The 18,256-nt window shown below is 67.2% G+C and carries 17 protein-coding genes; 7 read left to right on the forward strand and 10 right to left on the reverse strand.

Annotation, left to right across the window (positions count from 1 at the left end):
- Window positions 1-178 precede the first annotated feature (178 nt).
- From argE to ACJ4V0_RS12485, 3 genes are all read right to left on the reverse strand, one after another.
- The gene (gene argE, locus ACJ4V0_RS12475) at window positions 179-1,339 is read right to left on the reverse strand and encodes an acetylornithine deacetylase (protein ID WP_448299899.1); all 1,161 of its coding nucleotides are present in this window, start codon (window positions 1,337-1,339) and stop codon (window positions 179-181) included.
- A 3-nt stretch (window positions 1,340-1,342) separates the two neighbouring features.
- Entirely contained in the window at window positions 1,343-3,025 is a 1,683-nt protein-coding gene (locus ACJ4V0_RS12480; RefSeq protein ID WP_448299900.1) for a thiamine pyrophosphate-binding protein, read from the reverse strand.
- Between the two features lie 154 nt (window positions 3,026-3,179).
- Window positions 3,180-4,316 (reverse strand): TIR domain-containing protein, encoded by a 1,137-nt coding sequence (locus ACJ4V0_RS12485; protein ID WP_448299901.1) that lies wholly within the window; start codon window positions 4,314-4,316, stop codon window positions 3,180-3,182.
- A gap of 197 nt (window positions 4,317-4,513) precedes the next feature.
- Here ACJ4V0_RS12485 and yghU point away from each other — a divergent pair, with 197 nt between their 5' ends.
- A complete protein-coding gene (gene yghU / locus ACJ4V0_RS12490) occupies window positions 4,514-5,389 on the forward strand; it encodes a glutathione-dependent disulfide-bond oxidoreductase (RefSeq protein WP_448299902.1) in 876 nt (291 codons plus the stop codon).
- A 301-nt stretch (window positions 5,390-5,690) separates the two neighbouring features.
- Here the strand turns inward: yghU and ACJ4V0_RS12495 are convergent, their stop codons facing one another.
- Together ACJ4V0_RS12495 and ACJ4V0_RS12500 are read right to left on the reverse strand one after the other, a co-directional pair.
- Entirely contained in the window at window positions 5,691-6,308 is a 618-nt protein-coding gene (locus ACJ4V0_RS12495; protein ID WP_448299903.1) for a glutathione S-transferase family protein, read from the reverse strand.
- Window positions 6,309-6,423: 115 nt separating this feature from the next.
- Window positions 6,424-7,575 carry an acyl-CoA dehydrogenase family protein gene (locus ACJ4V0_RS12500; protein ID WP_448299904.1) on the reverse strand — a complete coding sequence of 384 codons (1,152 nt, stop codon included), beginning with the start codon at window positions 7,573-7,575 and terminating at the stop codon, window positions 6,424-6,426.
- A gap of 140 nt (window positions 7,576-7,715) precedes the next feature.
- Here ACJ4V0_RS12500 and ACJ4V0_RS12505 point away from each other — a divergent pair, with 140 nt between their 5' ends.
- Window positions 7,716-9,008, forward strand: coding sequence for a glycerate kinase type-2 family protein (locus ACJ4V0_RS12505; protein ID WP_448299905.1), 1,293 nt, complete (start codon window positions 7,716-7,718; stop codon window positions 9,006-9,008).
- Between the two features lie 63 nt (window positions 9,009-9,071).
- Window positions 9,072-10,115, forward strand: a complete 1,044-nt coding sequence (locus ACJ4V0_RS12510; protein WP_448299906.1) for a putative 2-aminoethylphosphonate ABC transporter substrate-binding protein — start codon at window positions 9,072-9,074, stop codon at window positions 10,113-10,115.
- A 131-nt stretch (window positions 10,116-10,246) separates the two neighbouring features.
- Here ACJ4V0_RS12510 and ACJ4V0_RS12515 read toward each other — a convergent pair whose 3' ends face one another.
- Complete coding sequence (locus tag ACJ4V0_RS12515; RefSeq protein ID WP_448299907.1) at window positions 10,247-11,230, reverse strand: tripartite tricarboxylate transporter substrate-binding protein; 984 nt, start codon at window positions 11,228-11,230, stop codon at window positions 10,247-10,249.
- Between the two features lie 147 nt (window positions 11,231-11,377).
- On the opposite strand from ACJ4V0_RS12515, the gene ACJ4V0_RS12520 reads away from it, so the two are divergent.
- The 4 genes from ACJ4V0_RS12520 to ACJ4V0_RS12535 all read left to right on the forward strand — a co-directional run bounded on the left by ACJ4V0_RS12520 (window position 11,378) and on the right by ACJ4V0_RS12535 (window position 15,128).
- Entirely contained in the window at window positions 11,378-12,274 is an 897-nt protein-coding gene (locus ACJ4V0_RS12520; RefSeq protein ID WP_448299908.1) for an alpha/beta fold hydrolase, read from the forward strand.
- 102 nt (window positions 12,275-12,376) lie between these two features.
- Window positions 12,377-13,453: a tartrate dehydrogenase gene (locus tag ACJ4V0_RS12525; RefSeq protein ID WP_448299909.1), complete on the forward strand. Its 1,077-nt coding sequence runs from the start codon at window positions 12,377-12,379 to the stop codon at window positions 13,451-13,453.
- Between the two features lie 143 nt (window positions 13,454-13,596).
- On the forward strand, window positions 13,597-14,280 hold the full coding sequence (locus ACJ4V0_RS12530; protein WP_448299910.1) for a TerC family protein: 684 nt from the start codon (window positions 13,597-13,599) through the stop codon (window positions 14,278-14,280).
- A gap of 104 nt (window positions 14,281-14,384) precedes the next feature.
- A complete protein-coding gene (locus tag ACJ4V0_RS12535; protein ID WP_448299911.1) occupies window positions 14,385-15,128 on the forward strand; it encodes a TerC family protein in 744 nt (247 codons plus the stop codon).
- 77 nt (window positions 15,129-15,205) lie between these two features.
- On the opposite strand, the gene recF is transcribed toward ACJ4V0_RS12535, so the two are convergent.
- The 4 genes from recF to ACJ4V0_RS12555 form a co-directional block, all read right to left on the reverse strand.
- Window positions 15,206-16,393: a DNA replication/repair protein RecF gene (gene recF, locus ACJ4V0_RS12540; RefSeq protein WP_448299912.1), complete on the reverse strand. Its 1,188-nt coding sequence runs from the start codon at window positions 16,391-16,393 to the stop codon at window positions 15,206-15,208.
- 65 nt (window positions 16,394-16,458) lie between these two features.
- On the reverse strand, window positions 16,459-16,968 hold the full coding sequence (locus ACJ4V0_RS12545; RefSeq protein WP_448299913.1) for an L-2-amino-thiazoline-4-carboxylic acid hydrolase: 510 nt from the start codon (window positions 16,966-16,968) through the stop codon (window positions 16,459-16,461).
- Between the two features lie 91 nt (window positions 16,969-17,059).
- On the reverse strand, window positions 17,060-17,584 hold the full coding sequence (locus tag ACJ4V0_RS12550; RefSeq protein ID WP_448299914.1) for a response regulator: 525 nt from the start codon (window positions 17,582-17,584) through the stop codon (window positions 17,060-17,062).
- Between the two features lie 75 nt (window positions 17,585-17,659).
- Complete coding sequence (locus ACJ4V0_RS12555; protein WP_448300031.1) at window positions 17,660-18,256, reverse strand: nicotinate-nucleotide adenylyltransferase; 597 nt, start codon at window positions 18,254-18,256, stop codon at window positions 17,660-17,662.

The following is an 18,256-nucleotide window of genomic DNA, read 5'->3' on the forward strand; positions in this document are numbered from 1 at the left end:
AGAATGGCGTCGGAGAACAGGAAAAAGGGCATCTGCGCACCCCGAAAAGCGCCGGGCGGCCGCATCGCTGCGACCGCCCGGTTTCTCAGGCGCCACCGTTCCCCCGAATGGATGGAGCCCGATAGGTGTTGGGCTCACATTGCTGAAGTCGGGAACGGCGCGCTTTGATGAAGATCAATCAGCCTGCGGAAGCGTGCTGGATCAGCCGGCCCATGAAGGCGTCGGCCTTGGTGAGTTCGACCGCCTCGACATATTCGTCCGGCTTGTGGGCCTGCTCGATGGAGCCGGGTCCGACGATGGCCGTCGGGATGCCGATTTCCTGGAACAGGCCGGCTTCCGTGCCATAGGCGACCTTGGCGTGGTCGTTGCGGCCGGCGAGACGCTTGGCGAGCACGGTCACCGGAGCGTCCGCCGCCGTGTCCAGCCCCGGCACCAGCGCCAGTTCGACGAAGGTGAAGCCCGCCTCGGGGGCGATCGCCTTCATCGGCGGCTCCAGCACGTCACGCGCATAGGCCTCGATCTCGGCGACGATCGCGTGGGGGTCGTCGCCCGCCACGCAGCGCAGGTCGAAATCGACCACACACTCGCCGGCGACGATGTTGCGCACGGTGCCGCCGCGGATGACGCCGACCGAGGTCGTCGAGAACGGCACCGAGTAGAGCGGGTCGAGGTCGGTGCGCCTCGCCAGCCGCTGGCCGATCTCGTTGATCTTCACGATCAGCTTCGCCGCCTCCTCGATGGCGCTGACGCCATAGGGGCGCAGCGAGGAATGGGCCTCGTGGCCGCGCACGGTGACGCGCATCGGCCGGCCGGTCTTGTGGGCGATCACCACCTGCATGTTGGTGGGCTCGCCGACGAAACAGGCCTCGGGCTTCAAGGGCCGCTCCTTCAGCACGGCGAGCAGGGTGCGCACGCCGCGGCAGCCGACCTCCTCGTCATAGGAGATGGCGAGGTGGATGGGCTTCTTCAGCGGCGCCGCCAGCATCTCCGGCACAGCCGCCAGCGACGAGGCGACGAAGCCCTTCATGTCGCAGGTGCCGCGGCCGAAATAACGCCCGTCCTTCTCGACCAGCGCGAAGGGGTCGGTCGACCAGTCCTGCCCGTCCACCGGCACCACGTCGACATGGCCGGAGAGAACGTAGCCGGCGACGTCCTTCGGGCCGATGGTGACCCACAGATTCGCCTTCTGGCCCGTCTCGTCATAGACGCGCTCGCCGGTGATCCCGAAGCCGGCGAGATACGCCTCGACCCAGTCGATGAGCGGCAGGTTGGAGTTGCGGCTGGTCGTGTCGAAGGAAATGAGCTTGCCGAGAATCTCGACGGTGGAGAGCTGCGTCATGGCTCAGGCCTTCCCGGCCAGCGCCTTGGCGCGGATCGCATCGATCGTCGTCGTCGGGGTGATGGCCTGCTGGTCGAGGAAGCAGTGGATGATCGCCGGTTTGCCGGACGCCATGGCCCGCTCGAAGGCGGGGGCGAACTCGGCCGTCGTGCGCACCGTCTCGCCGTGGCCGCCATAGGCGCGCGCCAGCGCCGCGAAGTCCGGGTTCTTCAGCGTCGTCGCCGAAACGCGGGTCGGATAGTCGCGCTCCTGATGCATGCGGATGGTGCCGTACATGCCGTTGTCGACGACCACGACGATGATGGGGAGGTCATACTGGCAGGCGGTAGCGAACTCCTGCCCGTTCATCATGAAGCAGCCGTCGCCGGCGAAGGCGACCACCGTCTTCTCCGGATACATGCGCTTGGCGCCCACCGCCGCCGGCGTGCCATAGCCCATGGAGCCGGAGGTCGGGGCGAGCTGCGAGCCATACTTCCGGAAACGCAGGAAGCGATGCACCCAGGTGGCGTAGTTGCCGGCGCCGTTGCAGATGATCGCATCGTCGGGAAGCCTGTCGCGCAGCCAGGCCATGACCTCGCCGTACTGGAACTCGCCCGGCAGGCGCGCCGGATTGCCGGTCCAGCCGAGATAACTCTCGTGGGCGGCGGCGGCGCGGCCGGCCCAGGCGATGGACTGCGGCGGCTGCAGGCCCTCGAGCGACGCGCAGAAGGCGGTCGGGCTTGCCTGGATGGCGAGATGGGCCTGATAGACGCGGCCGATCTCCTCAGCGCCCGGATGGACGTGGACGAAGGTCATCTGCGGCTGCGGAATGTCGAGCAGCGTGTAGCTCTGCGAGGCGATCTCGGAGAGCCGGCCGCCGAGGGCGATGACGAGGTCGGCTTGCCTGATGAGCTTCAGCATGTCCGGATTGCCGCCGAGGCCGAGGTCGCCGGCATAGTTCGGATGGGTGTGGTCGAACAGCATCTGCCGGCGGAACTGGCAGATGACCGGCAGGTCGAAGCGCTCGGCGAAACGCGTCACCGAGGCGACCGCCTTCTCCGACCAGCGCGAGCCGCCGAGGATCAACACCGGCTGCTTCGCGGCCCAGAGCAGCTTCTGCAGCTTCGCCATGTCGGTGAGGCCCGGCCAGGTCTCGGCCGCCTCGACATAGGGCGCATCCGGCACGTCGGCGCTCTCGGTCAGCATGTCCTCGGGCAGCACCAGCACGACCGGGCCCGGGCGGCCCTGCATGGCGGTGGCATAGGCGCGGGCGACCATCTCCGGGATGCGGGCGCAATCGTCGATCTCGGCGACCCACTTGCACATGCCGCCGAAGAGCTGGGTGTAGTCCACCTCCTGGAAGGCGTCGCGACCACGCATGCCGCGCTCGATCTGGCCGACGAAGAGGATCATCGGCGAGGAATCCTGCTGGGCGATGTGCAGGCCGGGCGAGGCATTGGTGGCGCCGGGGCCGCGGGTGACCATGCAGATCCCGGGGCGTCCCGTGAGCTTGCCATAGGCCTCCGCCATCATGGCGGCGCCACCCTCCTGCCGGCAGATGGTGACGGCGGACTTCGCGTCGTGCAGCGCGTCGAGCACGGCGAGATAGCTCTCGCCCGGCACGCAGAAGACGTGATCGCAGCCCTGCGCCACGAGCTGGTCGACGAGAATCTGGCCGCCGGTGCGAGTCACGGTGTCAGCGCGCATGAAGTCAAGGTCCTCGGGTCGGTTCCGGCCGCGTTCAGCGCGCGGCCTCGTTCGGCCCGGACCTTAGCGGCAGGCGCGGCGGGGAGGAAGCGCCGGAAATGCGGGAGGGGGTGGCGGAGGTGTCAGTCACATTTGTGCGGGTTGGCCGCTAGCATTAGGAACGAAATTTTTCGATGATCTTTCGATATCTGTCATTAATGACGTCTTCGAGATCGTCCCAAGGAATGAAGGCCTCGGGCATACCCGATGCATACGCAAGAACTTCGTAGGGTGGAAAAGTGAATGTCAAACCTCGGCGATCAAAGGTGAACCTCGACAATCCGATCCAAGCGTTAGCAGCCATTTCGTCCCTGGTGGTGAGCGCAAAAGTCGTGCCGTCTTCAGCCGTGCCCTCATTTGCTGCAATAATATCAAAGCAGCGTGCTGCCAGTTTTTCCGCATTTCCTTGATCGTAATTTAAAAGCTGCCGAATATTAACACCGCCCCCGATGTCACCGAAAAAATTCAACGAATCGACATCATGATTCGGATGCACTCCGCCACTGTAATAATGATGATAAATACGAACTGACAAAAATTCTTCACTTCTGAAGAATTCAGTTGCAATAGTTTCCCTCCATAAACCTATATCTCGACCCTCTGAAAATAAATCTTCCAGAAGAAAATCCGCCTCCGATCTCCATCCAACATGTTCCCATAGTGTTCGAGATGCAATACTGTTGTTGACGAGCCTCAAAAACGGTGTTTCTCCTGTATATTTAAAATAACGAGCCAGAGAATCATATCCGTCCCTGCCGTCTGACTCTTCAATATCAATCTGCCGAACGTCAGAACTGGTGCTTGGCGCCTCGGCCTCAACTCGGTTGGTAGTTGAAATGACGCGGCCCGCGATTTGAGAAGCCCTCTTCTCGACCGCGCGAAGAAGGTCAGATTGCCATCTCTCTTGAAATTTATCGACGTAATGCCAAGATGTTAATTGAATTGGTACAGGAAAATCTTGCACCCGCATGAACATTGCGAGATTGCTACCAAATGGCTCATCTTCTATCAATCTAAGTGATGTTTTGATTTCCCTCATTGCAACGCTTCGGCGATTCTTGATTATTGGTGATATCAGATGAATAATGAAATCCGCTCTGCGCTGCCCCTCCAGGCGCTCATGATCCCAGTCGTCTCCGCCAACAAGAAAATCGCCATCTCGCCAAACCTTATGCCCTGCGTTGCGCAAGCACTCAGCGACTTCCCGAGCGTGCGCAATATCTTCACGCGTATAGCCTAGAAAAATCTGCACGACTCACTCTCTTCTCAAAGATGACGACTCTGAATTCAATCGTTGTTCAGAGAGAATGCAAGTCCGTCAATACCGTCAGCAGGTCGTATCTGGCTCATGACACAGCCAAGCGGCGGCGACCGTGCCCCGTCGCGCTTTGTCACAGGGCTCCTATATGATCTGCTGATCGCCTCGCTCCCCACCCCGGAACCCGCCTCATGACCACGCCCCCCGACTACACGCCGCCGAAGGTCTGGACCTGGAACAAGGCCAGCGGCGGGCGCTTCGCCAACATCAACCGCCCCATCGCCGGTCCCACCCACGAGAAGGAACTGCCTGTCGGCCGCCACCCGCTGCAGCTCTATTCGCTGGGCACTCCCAACGGCGTGAAGGTGACGGTGATGCTGGAGGAGCTTCTCGCCCTCGGCCATGCCGGCGCGGAGTATGACGCCTGGCTCATCCGCATCTCGGAGGGCGAGCAGTTCTCCTCCGGCTTCGTCGAAGTGAACCCCAATTCCAAGATCCCGGCGCTCGTCGACCGCAGCGGGCCGAAGCCAATCCGCGTCTTCGAATCCGGGGCGATCCTCGTCTATCTCGCCGAGAAATTCGGCGCCTTCCTGCCGACGGAGCCGGCCGCGCGGGCGGAAACCCTGTCCTGGCTGTTCTGGCAGATGGGCTCGGCGCCCTTCCTCGGCGGCGGCTTCGGACACTTCTACGCCTATGCGCCGATGAAGATCGAATATGCCATCGACCGCTACGCCATGGAGGTGAAGCGCCAGATGGACGTGCTCGACCGCCGCCTCGCCGAGAGCGAGTATATCGCCGGCCCCGACTACACCATCGCCGACATGGCGATCTGGCCCTGGTACGGCAATCTCGCCAAGGGCCTGGCCTATGAGGCCGGCGAGTTCCTGTCGGTGCAGGATTACAAGAATGTCCAGCGCTGGACCGACCAGATCGCTGCGCGTCCTGCGGCGAAGCGCGGCCGCATGGTCAACCGCGTGCAGGGCGAGCCGTCGAGCCAGCTTCACGAGCGGCACGACGCCTCGGACTTCGACACCAAGACGCAGGACAAGATCGCGCCAGCGAGCTGAGCCGGCTCAACCGGTCACCGTCATCCCGGCCGCGATGGATGCAGACCTGCATCGGGCAACTGCGTCCTTCGAGGCTCGCTGTCGCTCGCACCTCAGGATGAGGTGGGAAGTGATTGGCACATGGGTTGATGAAGCGGTCGCGCCGGGCAAGTTTCGACGCCGATGCCAGACACCACCACCCTCATCCTGAGGCGCGAGCCGCCGGCGATGCGTCAGCATCGTCTGGGGGCGAGCCTCGAAGGACGCACGTCCCTGATGCCGGGCATCGCGGCGCCCGGCATCCGGTTCGAAACGCAACCCGTCAGTCGCCGCGCAGCGCGAAGGCCTTCTTCGCCGCCGGGCGGGAGGTGGCGGCCTGGTACCAGGCCTTCACCGCCGGCTTGTCGTCGAGGAGCGAGGAATAGCGCAGGTAATAGACGCAGGCGGAGACGTTGAGGTCGGCGATGGTGAAGCGGTTGCCGACGAGATAGCCGCCATGGCTGGCGAGGTGTCCCTCCAGCACGGCGAGAGGCGCCTTCAGCGTCTCGATGCTCTTCGCCAGCACGGCGGCGTCGCGCTCGGCCTCGGGCTTCACGGTCTGGTTCATCAGCACGGCGAGCGCGGCACCCTCGACCTCGGTCAGCGCCCACATGGACCACATGGTCATGAGGCCGTCCTCGTCCAGCGATTCCGGCGCCAGCGACCCGCCCGCCTTCTTGGCGAGATGCAGGTTGATGGCGAGCGATTCCCACATCACCACGCCGTCGATGTCGGCGGCCGGCACGCGGCCGTTGGGGTTGATGGCGAGGAAGTCGGGCTTGCGCGAGCCCTCGGGGCCATAGACCACCGGCACGTGGGAGTAGGCGAGGCCAAGCTCCTCGCAGGCCCAGAGGTTGCGGATCGCGCGCGACTTGGCGATGCCGTAGATGGTGACCTTCATGGATGCGCTCCGAAAGAGGAGAAGATTCTCGCGGGGGACAGTAGGCCGGCCGGCGCGGCGCGTCCCGCGGCCAGGGGCGCTATCCACGCAATCCTCGCATGCCGGCGCGGGGCGGCTACTGCCGGAAGGTCTCGCGCGCGATGATCAGCCGCTGCACCTCGCTCGTGCCCTCGTAGATGCGGGTGATCCGCGCGTCGCGCAGATGCCGCTCGACGGGATAGTCGGCGCAGTAGCCGGCGCCGCCGTGAAGTTGCAGGGCGGTGTCGGTGGCGCGCCCTGCGGCCTCGGACGCGAACAGCTTGGCCATGGAGGCTTCGCGGCCGAAGGGCTCGCCGCGGTCCTTCTTCGCCGCCGCCGAGAGGATGAGCAGGCGGGCGGCCTCCAGTTCCGTCTCGCGGTCCGCGACCATCCACTGGATGCCCTGGAAGTCGGCGATGGCCTGGCCGAACTGCCGGCGCTCCCTGACATAGGCCTTGGCCGCATCCATGGCGGCGCGGGCGATGCCGAGGGAGAGCGAGGCGACGCCGATGCGCCCGCCGGCGAGTTCACCGACCGCAACGCGGAAGCCGTCGTTGAGCCGCCCCATCAGCGCCGAGGCCGGCACGCGGCAGCCGTCGAAATGCACCGTGTTGGTGGCCGAGCCGTGCTGGCCGAGCTTCTTCTCCGCCTTGCCGATGGAAAGCCCCGGCGTGCCCGCCTCGACGAGGAAGCAGGAGATGCCCTTGCCCTTCGGCGCCTCAGGGTCGGTCACCGCCCAGACGACGAAAAGCCCGGCATATTCCGCCGAGGTGATGTAGATCTTCTCGCCGTCCAGCACGAAACCGTCGCCGTCGCGGCGGGCGCGGGTCTTCATGCCGGCCGGGTCCGAACCCGCTCCCGATTCCGTCAGGCAGAAGCCGGCGGCGGGATAGGTCCCATCGGCGATACGGGGGATGTAGGCCTGCCGCTGCTCCGGCGATCCAACGGCCTGGATGACCTCGGCGACCATGTTGGTGACGGAGGCGGTGACGCCGGTGGAGGCGCAGGCATAACCGAGTTCTTCGATGACCTGCGCAAAAGCGACGGTCCCTGCTTCCGTTCCGCCGAATTCGGCGCGCACGTTGACGGCCATGAAGCCTGCCTCCGCCAGCGCCTTGAGGTTTCTCAGGAAGGCCTCGCGCCCCTCGCCGCGGTCGAGCGCGGGGGCCAGCGGCGCGACGATCTCGGCCGCCATCCTTCGCGCCGTATCGCGGATGAGGACTTCCTCTTCGGTGAACTCGAACAGCATGGCGGCCTCCGGTCTCTGGACGGGTCTTAGGGGAGGTGGCGCAAAGCGGCAATCCGGCGGAACGGGGGTGCGCCCGGCCGGATGGCTGCGCAGGGCCATTTCTCCATGACGCGCGCCACGCCAGCCGCTAATCAGTCACCATGACCGACCTTTCCGATCCGCGCGCCTTCCTGCTCTCCCTCGGCCAGGCGGCCATCAGGGCCGCCCTGCCCGACCGCATCTCCGAACACCTGCCGCAGGTCCCCGAGGGCCGCACCATCGTGGTGGGCGCTGGCAAGGCCGCCGCCAGCATGGCATCGGCCTTCGAAAGGCTCTGGCCGGCGCCGCTCGAAGGCACCGTCGTTACGCGCTACGGCCATGCCGTGCCCTGCGCGCGGATCGAGGTGCTGGAGGCCTCCCATCCGGTGCCGGATGCAGCTGGCCTCGCGGCGACGCGCCGCATCCTCGCCCGCCTCGACGGGCTGGCGGAGAAGGACCTCGTCGTGGCGCTGATCTCCGGCGGCGGCTCGGCCCTGCTGGCGCTTCCCGGCGGCGACCTGACGCTCGACGACCTGATGGCTGTCAATGCCACCCTGCTCGCCTCCGGCGCCGACATCACCCAGATGAACTGCGTCAGGAAGCATGTCTCGGCCATCGCCGGCGGCCGCCTCGCCGCCGCCGCCCATCCGGCCAGGCTCGTCACCATCGCCATCTCCGACGTCCCCGGCGACGATCCGGCGGTGATCGCCTCCGGCCCGACGGTGCCCGACCCGACGACACGGCAAGACGCGCTGGCCATCATCGCCCGCTACCGCATGGAACTGCCGGCCGCTGTGATGCGGCACCTCGCAACCGATGCCTGCGAAAGCGTCAAGCCGGATCATCCCGCCTTCAAATGCGGCATCGACGTGCGCCTCATCGCCCGGCCGGTGGAGAGTCTGAGGGCCGCGGCGGCCATTGCGGAAGCCGCAGGTCTCAGGACGCTCGTGCTTGGCGACACCATCGAGGGCGAGGCGCGCGACGTCGCGCAGGTCCATGCCGCCCTCGCCCGCTCGGTGCTGGAGCATGGCCTTCCCTTCGCGCCGCCGCTTCTGATCCTCTCCGGCGGCGAGACGACGGTAACCCTGCCGAAGGACCGGGCCATCGGGCGGGGGGGCCGCAACTCCGAGTTCGCGCTGGCCTTCGCCGTCGCAATCCAGTCCCTGCCGGTCAGGCAGCGCGCCCGGATCAGCGCCATCGCACTCGACACCGACGGCATCGACGGCATCGAGCAGAACGCCGGCGCGCTTGTCACGCCTGCCGTCCTGGCGGCGGCCGAGGCGCAGGGCCTGTCGCCGCGCGCCTTTCTCGACCGGCACGACGGATTCGGTTTCTTCGCGGCGACGGACGGCCTGATCGTCACCGGACCGTCACATACCAACGTCAATGATTTCCGTGCGGTTCTCGTGCAATAATACCGGCGAATGGCACGGGATGTGCCGGGCGTGCCACGGAGACCAGCCGGGGAGCTTAAGCCGATGACGAGGATCCTGCCGGCGATGCGGTTCTGCCTCATCCTCGCGCTGTGCGCGGCGGGAGCCTCTTCGGCTGCCTCGCAGGTCCGCACCCCGGTCACGCTCTACACCTCCGTCGAGACCGACCAGCTCGCGGCCTTCAAGGCGGCGATCGAAAAGGACCTGCCCGACATCGAGGTGAAATGGGTGCGCGACTCGACCGGCGTCATCACCGCCCGCGTGCTCGCCGAGCGCGCCAGCCCGCGCGCCGACATGATCTTCGGGCTCGCCGCAACCAGCCTCCTGCTGTTTGCGCGCACCGACATGCTGGAGCCCTACCGGCCGAAGGGCGCTGACGAGATCAAGCCGGCGTTCCGCGACGACAGCGGATCCCATCGCTGGACCGGCATGGATGCCTATGTCGCGGCCATCTGCTTCAACCATGACATGGCGCGGGCGGTCGGTGCGCCGCAGCCGGCGCGGTGGCGCGACCTGCTGCATCCCTCGCTGCGCCAGCGCATCGTCATGCCGCATCCCGCCTCGTCCGGCACGGGCTTCCTGATGGTGGCCGGCTGGATCCAGATGATGGGCGAGGAAGCCGCCTGGACCTTCATGGAAAGCCTGCACGAGAACGTCGCGCTCTACACCCATTCGGGCAGCGCGCCCTGCGTCCAGGCGGCGCGCGGCGAGCGCGTGGTCGGCCTGTCCTTCGACATGCGCGGCGCGCGCGAAAAGAGCCAGGGCGCTCCCATCGACGTGATCGTGCCCGAGGACGGCGCCGGCTGGGAGATGGAGGCCTTCGCCCTCGTGCGCGACCGCCCCAAGGACCAGGCCGAGGCCGCGCGCCGCATCGCCGACTGGGCGGCGAGCCGCCGCGCCAATGAGCTCTATGCCCAGTTCTATGCGGTCGTCGCCCATCGCGACGTCACGAACCGGCCGGAACACTATCCGCCCCATGCCGAGGAACGGATGCTGCGCAGCGACTTCTCCTGGATGGCGCAGAACCGCGACCGCATTCTCACCGAATGGTCCCGCCGCTTCGACGGCCGCATGCCCGGTTCGCGCTGAAGGTCCCTTGCGCGGAGCGCCGGAGCCCCGAAAGCGAAACGGCCCCGCCTCTCTCGCCGAGAGGCAGGGCCGGACAGGGTTTTCGTCACACGCTCCCGGACGGCCGGAGGGGCCGCCCGGCGCGCTTCGCGTCAGTTGCCGGCGGTGACACCGGCGGCGCGGATCACCGGGGTCCACTTGGCGATCTCCGCCTCCATGAACGTCCTGAGGCCGGCCGGGGTCGTCAGGCTGTCGGCCGGCAGGTCGGCGCCAAGCTCGGCGAGGCGCGCCTTCACGGCAGAATCGGCGAGCGCCGCGCGCAGGGCCTCGTTCAGCTTGGCGATCACCGGCTCGGGCGTGCCCTTCGGCGCGAGCATGGCGTTCCACACCACCACCTGGTAGCCGGGCAGGCCGGCCTCGGTCGTCGTCGGGACGTCCGGCAGGGCGCCGTTGCGCGACGCCTGGGCCACGGCAAAGGCCTTGATCGTGCCGGCGCGGACCTGCGGGGCGACGTTCACCACCTGGTCGCAGAGATAGTCGACCTGGCCGGCGACGAGGTCGTTCATGGCGGGGCCGGTGCCGCGATAGGGCACGGACTGCGGCTTCACGCCGAGGGTCGCGTGCAGCAGGAGGCAGGTCGTGTGGCTGACCGAGCCGATGCCGGCATGGGCGTTGTTGGCGGTCCGCTCGTTGGCCTTCAGCCAGGTGACGAACTCGGCGAGCGTGTTCGCCGGCAGCGTCTTCTTCGCCGTGATCAGGATGGCGTTGGTGTTGACGAGGCCGATCGGCGAGAAGTCGTTGATCGGGTTGTAGCGCAGGTTCGGATAGAGCGCGACGGACGCGGCATGGGTGCCGGTGTGGCCGATCATGATCGTGTGGCCGTCGGGCGCGGCCCCGGTGAGGCGGGTCGATCCGGTGGTGCCGCCGGCGCCGGCGACGTTCTCGATCACCACGGTCTGGCCGAGCGAGCGCGACATGGCCTCGGCGACGATGCGCCCGACGACGTCGGTCGGGCCGCCGGCCGCGAAGGGGATGATCATCGTGACGGGGCGGGACGGGAAGGTCTGCGCGGCAGCGGGGGCGAGACCTGCGACCGAGGCCGCCGCCATGGCGGCAATGAGATGGCGTCTGTTCATGCGTGTCCTCCTGGGAGCGAAACCGGATGCTCGAGGCCTGTCGACGAGCCTTCTTGGCCCCTCGCATATCCAATTCCATCCAGCTTGGATAGAAGGACCTAGTGTGAAGACGGCAGCAGACAAGGTGGTCGGCCCATGGAAACGCGGATGATCGAGCGCAGCATCACCGACCATCTCTTTCCCGGTTTCGAAATGCGCGACGTGACGACGTCAGGCACGACGATCCGTCTGCGCACCGGCGGCTCCGGCCCGCCGCTCCTGCTCCTGCATGGCTACCCGCAGACCCACGTCCTCTGGCACAAGGTCGCGCCGCGCCTCGCCGAGCGCTTCACCGTCGTCGCCGCCGACCTGCGCGGCTATGGCGACAGCGGCAAGCCGGAAACCACCGCCGACCACGCCCCCTATTCCAAGCGCGCCATGGCGCAGGACATGGCCGAGGTGATGACCGCCCTCGGCCACGAGACGTTCTTCCTCGCCGGGCATGACCGCGGCGCCCGCGTCGCCCATCGGCTCGCCCTCGATCACGCCGCGAGGGTCCGGAAACTGGCCGTACTCGACATCGCGCCGACGCGGGAGATGTATCGCGGCACTACCGATCTCTTCGCCCGGCTCTACTGGCACTGGTTCTTCCTGATCACGCCGGCCCCCTTCCCCGAGCGCATGATCGGAGCGGACCCGGACGCCTACTGGCTGAAGAAATGCGGCTCGGGATCGGCCGGGCTCTCCGTCTTCGCGGCGGAGGCGCTGGCCGAGTACCTGCGCTGCTTCCGCGATCCGGCGGCGATCCATGCGAGTTGCGAGGACTACCGCGCCGCCGCCACCCTCGACATCGCCCATGACGATGCGGACGGTGACCGCAAGCTGGAATGTCCGCTGCTCGTGCTGTGGGGGCAGAATGGTGTCATCGAGAGGTGTTTCGACGCCCTCGCCCTGTGGCGGCAGCGCGCTACCGACGTCCGCGGCCACGCGCTGCCGGGAGGGCACTATCTCGCCGAGGAATACCCCGACCTGGTGGCGGCGGAACTGGAGCGGTTCCTCGTCTGAGCGGGCGCGAAGTCCGGCATGGCGATCATGCCGCCCCGCGCTGTTGTGATTGGCCCCCGCGCCCGCTAATGGCTCTCGCAACGACCGCCCAGGGAGAGATCGATGGCCCGTTCCAACACCTACAAGCTCGCCGTCATTCCCGGCGACGGCATCGGCAAGGAAGTCATGCCCGAGGGCCTGCGCGTCCTTGAGCGCGTGGCGGCCAAGTACCGCTTCTCCGTCGACCTCGACCATCACGACTTCTCGTCCTGGGACTACTACGAGAAGCACGGCCGCATGATGCCGGAGGACTGGAAGACGAAGATCGGCGGCTCGGACGCCATCTTCTTCGGCGCCGTCGGCATGCCCGACAAGATCGCCGACCACGTCTCGCTCTGGGGCTCGCTCCTGCTGATGCGCCGCGAGTTCGACCAGTACGTCAACCTGCGCCCGGTGAAGCTGATGCCGGGCGTGCCCTCGCCGCTGGCGAACCGCAAGCCCGGTGACATCGACTTCTTCGTGGTGCGCGAGAACACCGAGGGCGAGTATTCCTCCGTCGGCGGCCGCATGTTCAACGGCACCGAGCGCGAGTTCGTGCTGCAGGAGACGGTGATGACGCGCATCGGCGTCGACCGCATCCTGAAGTACGCCTTCGAACTGGCCATGAAGCGGCCGCGCCGGAAGCTGACCAGCGCCACCAAGTCCAACGGCATCTCGATCTCGATGCCCTATTGGGACGAGCGCGTCGCCGAGATGAAGACGTCCTATCCGGACATCGCGGTGGACCAGTACCACATCGACATCCTCACCGCCCATTTCGTGCTCAACCCGGATCGCTTCGACGTCGTCGTCGCCTCCAACCTGTTCGGCGACATCCTCTCCGACCTCGGCCCCGCCTGCACCGGCACCATCGGCATCGCGCCGTCGGGCAACATCAACCCGGACCGCAAGTTCCCCTCGCTGTTCGAGCCGGTCCACGGTTCGGCGCCGGACATTGCCGGCAAGGGCATCGCCAATCCGGTCGGCCAGATCTGGTCGGCGGCGATGATGCTCGACCATCTCGGCGAGCCGGAGGCTGCAGCGGCCATCGTCCGCGCCATCGAGGAGGTGCTGGCGCAGGCGGACTACCGCACCCGCGACCTCGGCGGCACGGCCGACACGGTGGCCTGCGGCAAGGCGATCGCCGACGCCATTTCCTGAATTGCATAAGTAGTATCGACTAGAATAGGTATTTTTTACTATCAGACTCCTGCGTGAAAGTGCGGAGTCTAGGAACAAGTGCGTATGTATCGCCACGCCCTCTCCGCTTAGTTTCCCGCCGGTTTGGCGGGGAGCTGGCGAAGATGGACTGGTCGACATTGAGTCTGGTCGGGTTGTTCCAGGTCATCTGGATCAACATCATCCTGTCCGGGGACAACGCCGTCGTCATCGCCCTGGCGTGCCGGGGGCTGCCTGAACGGCAGCGCCTCATCGGCATGGTCCTCGGCGCCGGCGTCGCCATCCTGCTGCGCGTCGTCTTCACGCTCTTCGTGGCGACCCTCCGCGACCTGCCCTTCCTCCGCCTCGCCGGCGGCCTGCTGCTGTTCTGGATCGCGGTGAAGCTCGTCACCGATGAGGGCGGCGATGGAGACCACGTCGAGGCCTCCGACAAGCTCTGGTACGCCGTGCGCACGGTCGCCATCGCCGATGCGGTGATGAGCCTCGACAACGTGCTGGCCATTGCCGCGGTCGCGCGCGACAGCAAGGCCATGCTGGTCATCGGCCTGATCATCTCGATCCCGCTGATCGTCGCCGGCGCCTCGCTGATCATGAAGATGCTGGAGCGCTTTCCCATCCTCATCTGGGCCGGGGCGGGTCTGCTGGGATGGCTCGCCGGCGACATGATGCTGAACGACCCGATCATCCGGAACGCCATCGGCATCGATGCTGTCCACCGCTTCGAATTGCCGGCCGAATTCGTCGGCGCGGCCTTCGTCATCGCCACTGCCTACCTGATCCGCAGGGGGCGGAGCGAGGCCGCAATCTGACGATGTCAGGTGGAAAAACGCCGGCCCCCTGCTGACATCGGCAGTATTACGTATTATGTCGCCTTCACTCGGCCGCCCCGGCGGTCTCACGGGATGGATGCGGCATGGAAAGTCAATTCTGGATCGGGCTCCTCCAGATCATCTGGATCGACCTCCTGCTGTCGGGCGACAACGCCGTCGTCATCGCCCTCGCCTGCCGCGGCCTGCCCGAGAAGCAGCGCAAGTGGGGCATCCTGCTCGGCGCCGGCGCAGCCGTCGGCCTGCGCATCATCTTCGCCCTCGCCATCACCTACCTGCTGGCCGTTCCCTTCCTGAAGCTCGTCGGCGGCATCCTGCTGTTCTGGATCGCCATCAAGCTGATTGTCGGCGAGGAAGGTGGCGATCACGGCAACATCCAGCAGAGCGACAGCCTCTGGAAAGCGGTGCGCACCGTCGCCATCGCCGATGCGGTGATGAGCCTCGACAACGTCATCGCCATCGCCGCCGCCTCGCACGGCAATGTCTGGCTCTTCATCTTCGGCCTCGCGCTGACCATCCCGCTGATCATCTTCGGCTCGACGCTGATCCTCGGCATCATCGAGCGCTACCCGATCTTCGTCTGGGCGGGCGCTGCCCTCCTCGGCTGGATCGCCGGCGAGATGCTGCTGAGCGACCCGGTCGTGCTGCGCCAGTTGGTGGCCTGGGGAACGGGCCTCGTGACGCAGGTCGAGGTCACCCAGACCTACCCGGTCGGATTGAAGCCCATCGGCCTCGCCCACTATGGATCGGCGGTCGTCGGCGCCCTGATCGTGCTCGGGGCGGGTTACGTCCTGCGCAAGCGCCGCGAAGAGGCCTCCGCCGCCCATTGAGCCGTCCGGCACGGACACGCGACGATGCCCGCCCTGGTGGCGGGCATTTTCGTTGAGGGGAGCAGGTCCGCGACGCCTCAGCCCCGGACGATGGAGCCCGGCGCGACGTGCAGGATGTCGGCCCGCCGGCCGAGGGCCTCGAAGGCATGGGGATCGGCGCCGGTCATCCAGACCTGCGATCCCAGCATCTCCAGCGCATCGTAAAGGGCGGCGCGGCGCTCCGGATCGAGATGGGCAGCCACCTCGTCCAGCAGCACGATCGGCGTGAAACCGGCCATCCCGGCGACGAGCCGCGCATGGGCGAGGACGAGGCCGATCAGCAGCGCCTTCTGCTGTCCGGTGGAGCAGCGTTCGGCCGGCGCGCCCGTCGGACCGTGAACGGCCAGGAGATCGGTCAGATGCGGACCGTGGGTGGTGCGGCCGGCCGCCCGGTCACGGGGGCGGTTCTCGCGCAGCACGGCCCGGTAGTCGTCTTCCACCGTGACGGCAGGCCTTTCGAGCACCGCCGCCTCGATGGCGCCGTCGAGCGCAAGCTGGGTCCACGGAAAGGGCGAGGCCGGGTCCTTCGTCGCCTCGATCAGCCCGGCGAGCCGGCGCACCGTCTCGGCCCGCGCCGCCGCGACGGCGACCGCCAGTTCGGCCGTCTCGTGCTCGACAGCGTCGAGCCAGGTCGGATCGGGGGACATCTCCTCGAGCAGCCGGTTGCGCGAGCGCAGCGAGCGTTCCAGCGCATTGACCCGCGTGGCGTGCTCGATATCGACGGCCAGCACCAGTCGATCGAGAAAGCGCCGGCGCTCGCCCGCCGAACCGAGGAAGAGCCCGTCCATAGCGGGCGTCAGCCAGATGACCCGGATGTGGTCGGCGAAGGCCGCCGCCGAACCGACCGGCACGCGATCCACCCGGCATTGCCGCGAGCGGACCTCGGGGTCGCCGCCGTCGATGCCGGTGCCGAGCACCGTCTCCTCATAGGGACCCTCCACGGTGGCGCTCACCGCCCAGCCGCCGTCCCCCTGGTCGAAGGCGGCTTCGGCCAGGGTGGCGCGCCGGAGGCCGCGGCCGGGCGTCAGGAACGACAGCGCCTCCAGCACATTGGTCTTGCCGGCGCCGTTGGGTCCGACCAGCGCCACGAGGCCCGCCTGCGGCTCCACCGTCACGGAGCGGTAGCTGCGGAAGCGCGACAGGGCGATGCGGGTGACGCGGCCGCGCAGCGGCTGGACCGCCGCCTGCCGATCGTCCTGCTCCAGAGCGTGAATCGCTGCACCCATGGGCCCTTATCGCCCATGCGGAGAGGCCCGCGCCACAGCAAAAGCGACGGCCCGCGGCAGCAGGATCAAGCCGCGGGCTTGTCGTCCTCGTAGGTGAAGCGGAAATCGCAGTGCGAGGCGCCCTGCATGATGGTCTGGGTGCGCTCCAGCTTCAGCTTCGGGTCGTAGCCCTCGCAGAAGGTGCCGTCGCGCTGGCAGGAGAGCAGCGCGCCGATCTCGCCGAGGCCCATGGCCTTGTACATTTCCGAATAGCGGCAGCGCACGACGTTGAAGGCGTAGCTGGTCTCGCTGCGGCCGACCTCCTCGACGGTCAGCGCGCCCTCGGCCGTCCACAGCGGCTGCATGTCGATGAAGCCCTGCAGCGAGGTGCCATTGGGCGACTGGGCGGCGAAGCGGGAGGCCTGTTCCAGCGCCGAGCGGCGCACCGCCTCGCCGATGGTCGAGCGCGCCACCTCGATGCCGTGACTGTCCTTCAGCTGGTCATAGACGTGCTTGAGGATTTCCGCCTCGATGCGCCGCTTCTCGATCATCGACAGGCCCTGGGGGTGGGCCGGCGGGGTCGGGGCGGTGGTCATCGGCAGGCTCCTTCGAACGGTTCGAAGGAGGAGGGAAGCGCGGAACGCCGGGCCGTGCAAGGCCCGCGAGCGCGGATCACCCCAGCGGGCGTCAGGCGACGTTGGCGGGCGCCTGCAGGGCGCGGGCGCGCAGCCGCGGCTCGACCATCAGCTTGCGCGGCTCGGGGCCGTAGTAGCCGTCGAGATGCACCATGGGGCGCGGCCGGACGATGATGGAGATGATGCGCTCAAGCAGCGCCTTGCCGGAGATCGGCTTGGCGACGAACTCGTGCACGCCGAGGCGCGTCGCCTCCATCACGCGCCAGCGCTCCAGATGCGAGGTGAGCATGATGATCGGCACGTCCGGCACCGGGAAGGAGGAGGGATTGCGGACGATGCGCAGCATCTCCGCCCCGTTCAGCATCGGCATCTCCCAGTCGAGGATGACGATGTCCGGGGCATGGACGCGGATGTGCTCGAGACCGGCGAGGCCGTCGGCGGCCTCATGAACGGTCTTGATGCCGATATTGGTCAGGATGTTGCGCACGACCTTGCGCATGAACTGGTTGTCGTCGACGATCAGCACGTCGACGCTGGAGAGCAACTGCTCCGCCTTCTTCGAGATCAGGCCGTTCATGACTTTTCCGCCGCCCCTGCTGCTGTTGGGGGGACACTAGGCGGGCCGTCTTGAACCGCGGCTAAGCCAATCGACTCAATTTGAGTGAATTTGCATTTTCTCGCGCAGCGCCGTCGAGGACAGCGGCGACTTCCGGCCGTGCAGGAAAATCCAGGCGGGCGGATGGGCTCCTGCCAGCAGCCGTCCGTCGCTCTCGGCCATGCGGTAGCGGGCGAGCGCCTGGGCCGCGACGCCCGCGCCCGCCCTCAGGCTGGCGCCGGGGCGATCCACCACGGCCAGCGGCACCATGGCCGCGATGCCCCGCCAGTTCTGCCAGAGATGGAACTGGGCGAGGTTGTCGGCGCCCATGATCCAGACGAAGCGCACGCCGCGGCACCGCGCCCGGAGCTTGGCGATCGTGTCGAAGGTGTAGCGGGTGCCGAGCGCCGCCTCGACGCCGGTGACATGGATCGCCGGGTGGCGGGCGAGCCGCCGTGCCGCGGCGATGCGCTCATCCAGCGGCGCGAGGCCGCGGCCGGTCTTCAGGGGATTGCCCGGGCTGACGAGCCACCAGACAGCATCGAGGCCGAGCCGCTTCAGCGCCGTCAGCGCGACGAGCCGATGGGCATCGTGCGGCGGATTGAACGAGCCGCCGAACAGGCCGATGCGCATGCCCGGCGCGTGCGGCGGCAT

The organism is Phreatobacter aquiterrae, from assembly GCF_053471285.1.

Bases quoted from the DNA above. Each gene is read 5' to 3' on its own strand.
- ACJ4V0_RS12555 (WP_448300031.1), bottom strand. From the start codon at position 18,256: ATGCCGCCGCACGCGCCGGGCATGCGCATCGGCCTGTTCGGCGGCTCG.
- ACJ4V0_RS12535 (WP_448299911.1), top strand. From the start codon at position 14,385: ATGGAAAGTCAATTCTGGATCGGGCTCCTCCAGATCATCTGGATCGAC.
- ACJ4V0_RS12550 (WP_448299914.1), bottom strand. From the start codon at position 17,584: ATGAACGGCCTGATCTCGAAGAAGGCGGAGCAGTTGCTCTCCAGCGTC.
- ACJ4V0_RS12495 (WP_448299903.1), bottom strand. From the start codon at position 6,308: ATGAAGGTCACCATCTACGGCATCGCCAAGTCGCGCGCGATCCGCAAC.
- ACJ4V0_RS12545 (WP_448299913.1), bottom strand. From the start codon at position 16,968: ATGACCACCGCCCCGACCCCGCCGGCCCACCCCCAGGGCCTGTCGATG.
- recF (WP_448299912.1), bottom strand. From the start codon at position 16,393: ATGGGTGCAGCGATTCACGCTCTGGAGCAGGACGATCGGCAGGCGGCG.
- ACJ4V0_RS12520 (WP_448299908.1), top strand. From the start codon at position 11,378: ATGATCGAGCGCAGCATCACCGACCATCTCTTTCCCGGTTTCGAAATG.
- ACJ4V0_RS12500 (WP_448299904.1), bottom strand. From the start codon at position 7,575: ATGCTGTTCGAGTTCACCGAAGAGGAAGTCCTCATCCGCGATACGGCG.
- ACJ4V0_RS12515 (WP_448299907.1), bottom strand. From the start codon at position 11,230: ATGAACAGACGCCATCTCATTGCCGCCATGGCGGCGGCCTCGGTCGCA.
- ACJ4V0_RS12480 (WP_448299900.1), bottom strand. From the start codon at position 3,025: ATGCGCGCTGACACCGTGACTCGCACCGGCGGCCAGATTCTCGTCGAC.
- argE (WP_448299899.1), bottom strand. From the start codon at position 1,339: ATGACGCAGCTCTCCACCGTCGAGATTCTCGGCAAGCTCATTTCCTTC.
- ACJ4V0_RS12525 (WP_448299909.1), top strand. From the start codon at position 12,377: ATGGCCCGTTCCAACACCTACAAGCTCGCCGTCATTCCCGGCGACGGC.
- yghU (WP_448299902.1), top strand. From the start codon at position 4,514: ATGACCACGCCCCCCGACTACACGCCGCCGAAGGTCTGGACCTGGAAC.
- ACJ4V0_RS12505 (WP_448299905.1), top strand. From the start codon at position 7,716: ATGACCGACCTTTCCGATCCGCGCGCCTTCCTGCTCTCCCTCGGCCAG.
- ACJ4V0_RS12510 (WP_448299906.1), top strand. From the start codon at position 9,072: ATGACGAGGATCCTGCCGGCGATGCGGTTCTGCCTCATCCTCGCGCTG.
- ACJ4V0_RS12530 (WP_448299910.1), top strand. From the start codon at position 13,597: ATGGACTGGTCGACATTGAGTCTGGTCGGGTTGTTCCAGGTCATCTGG.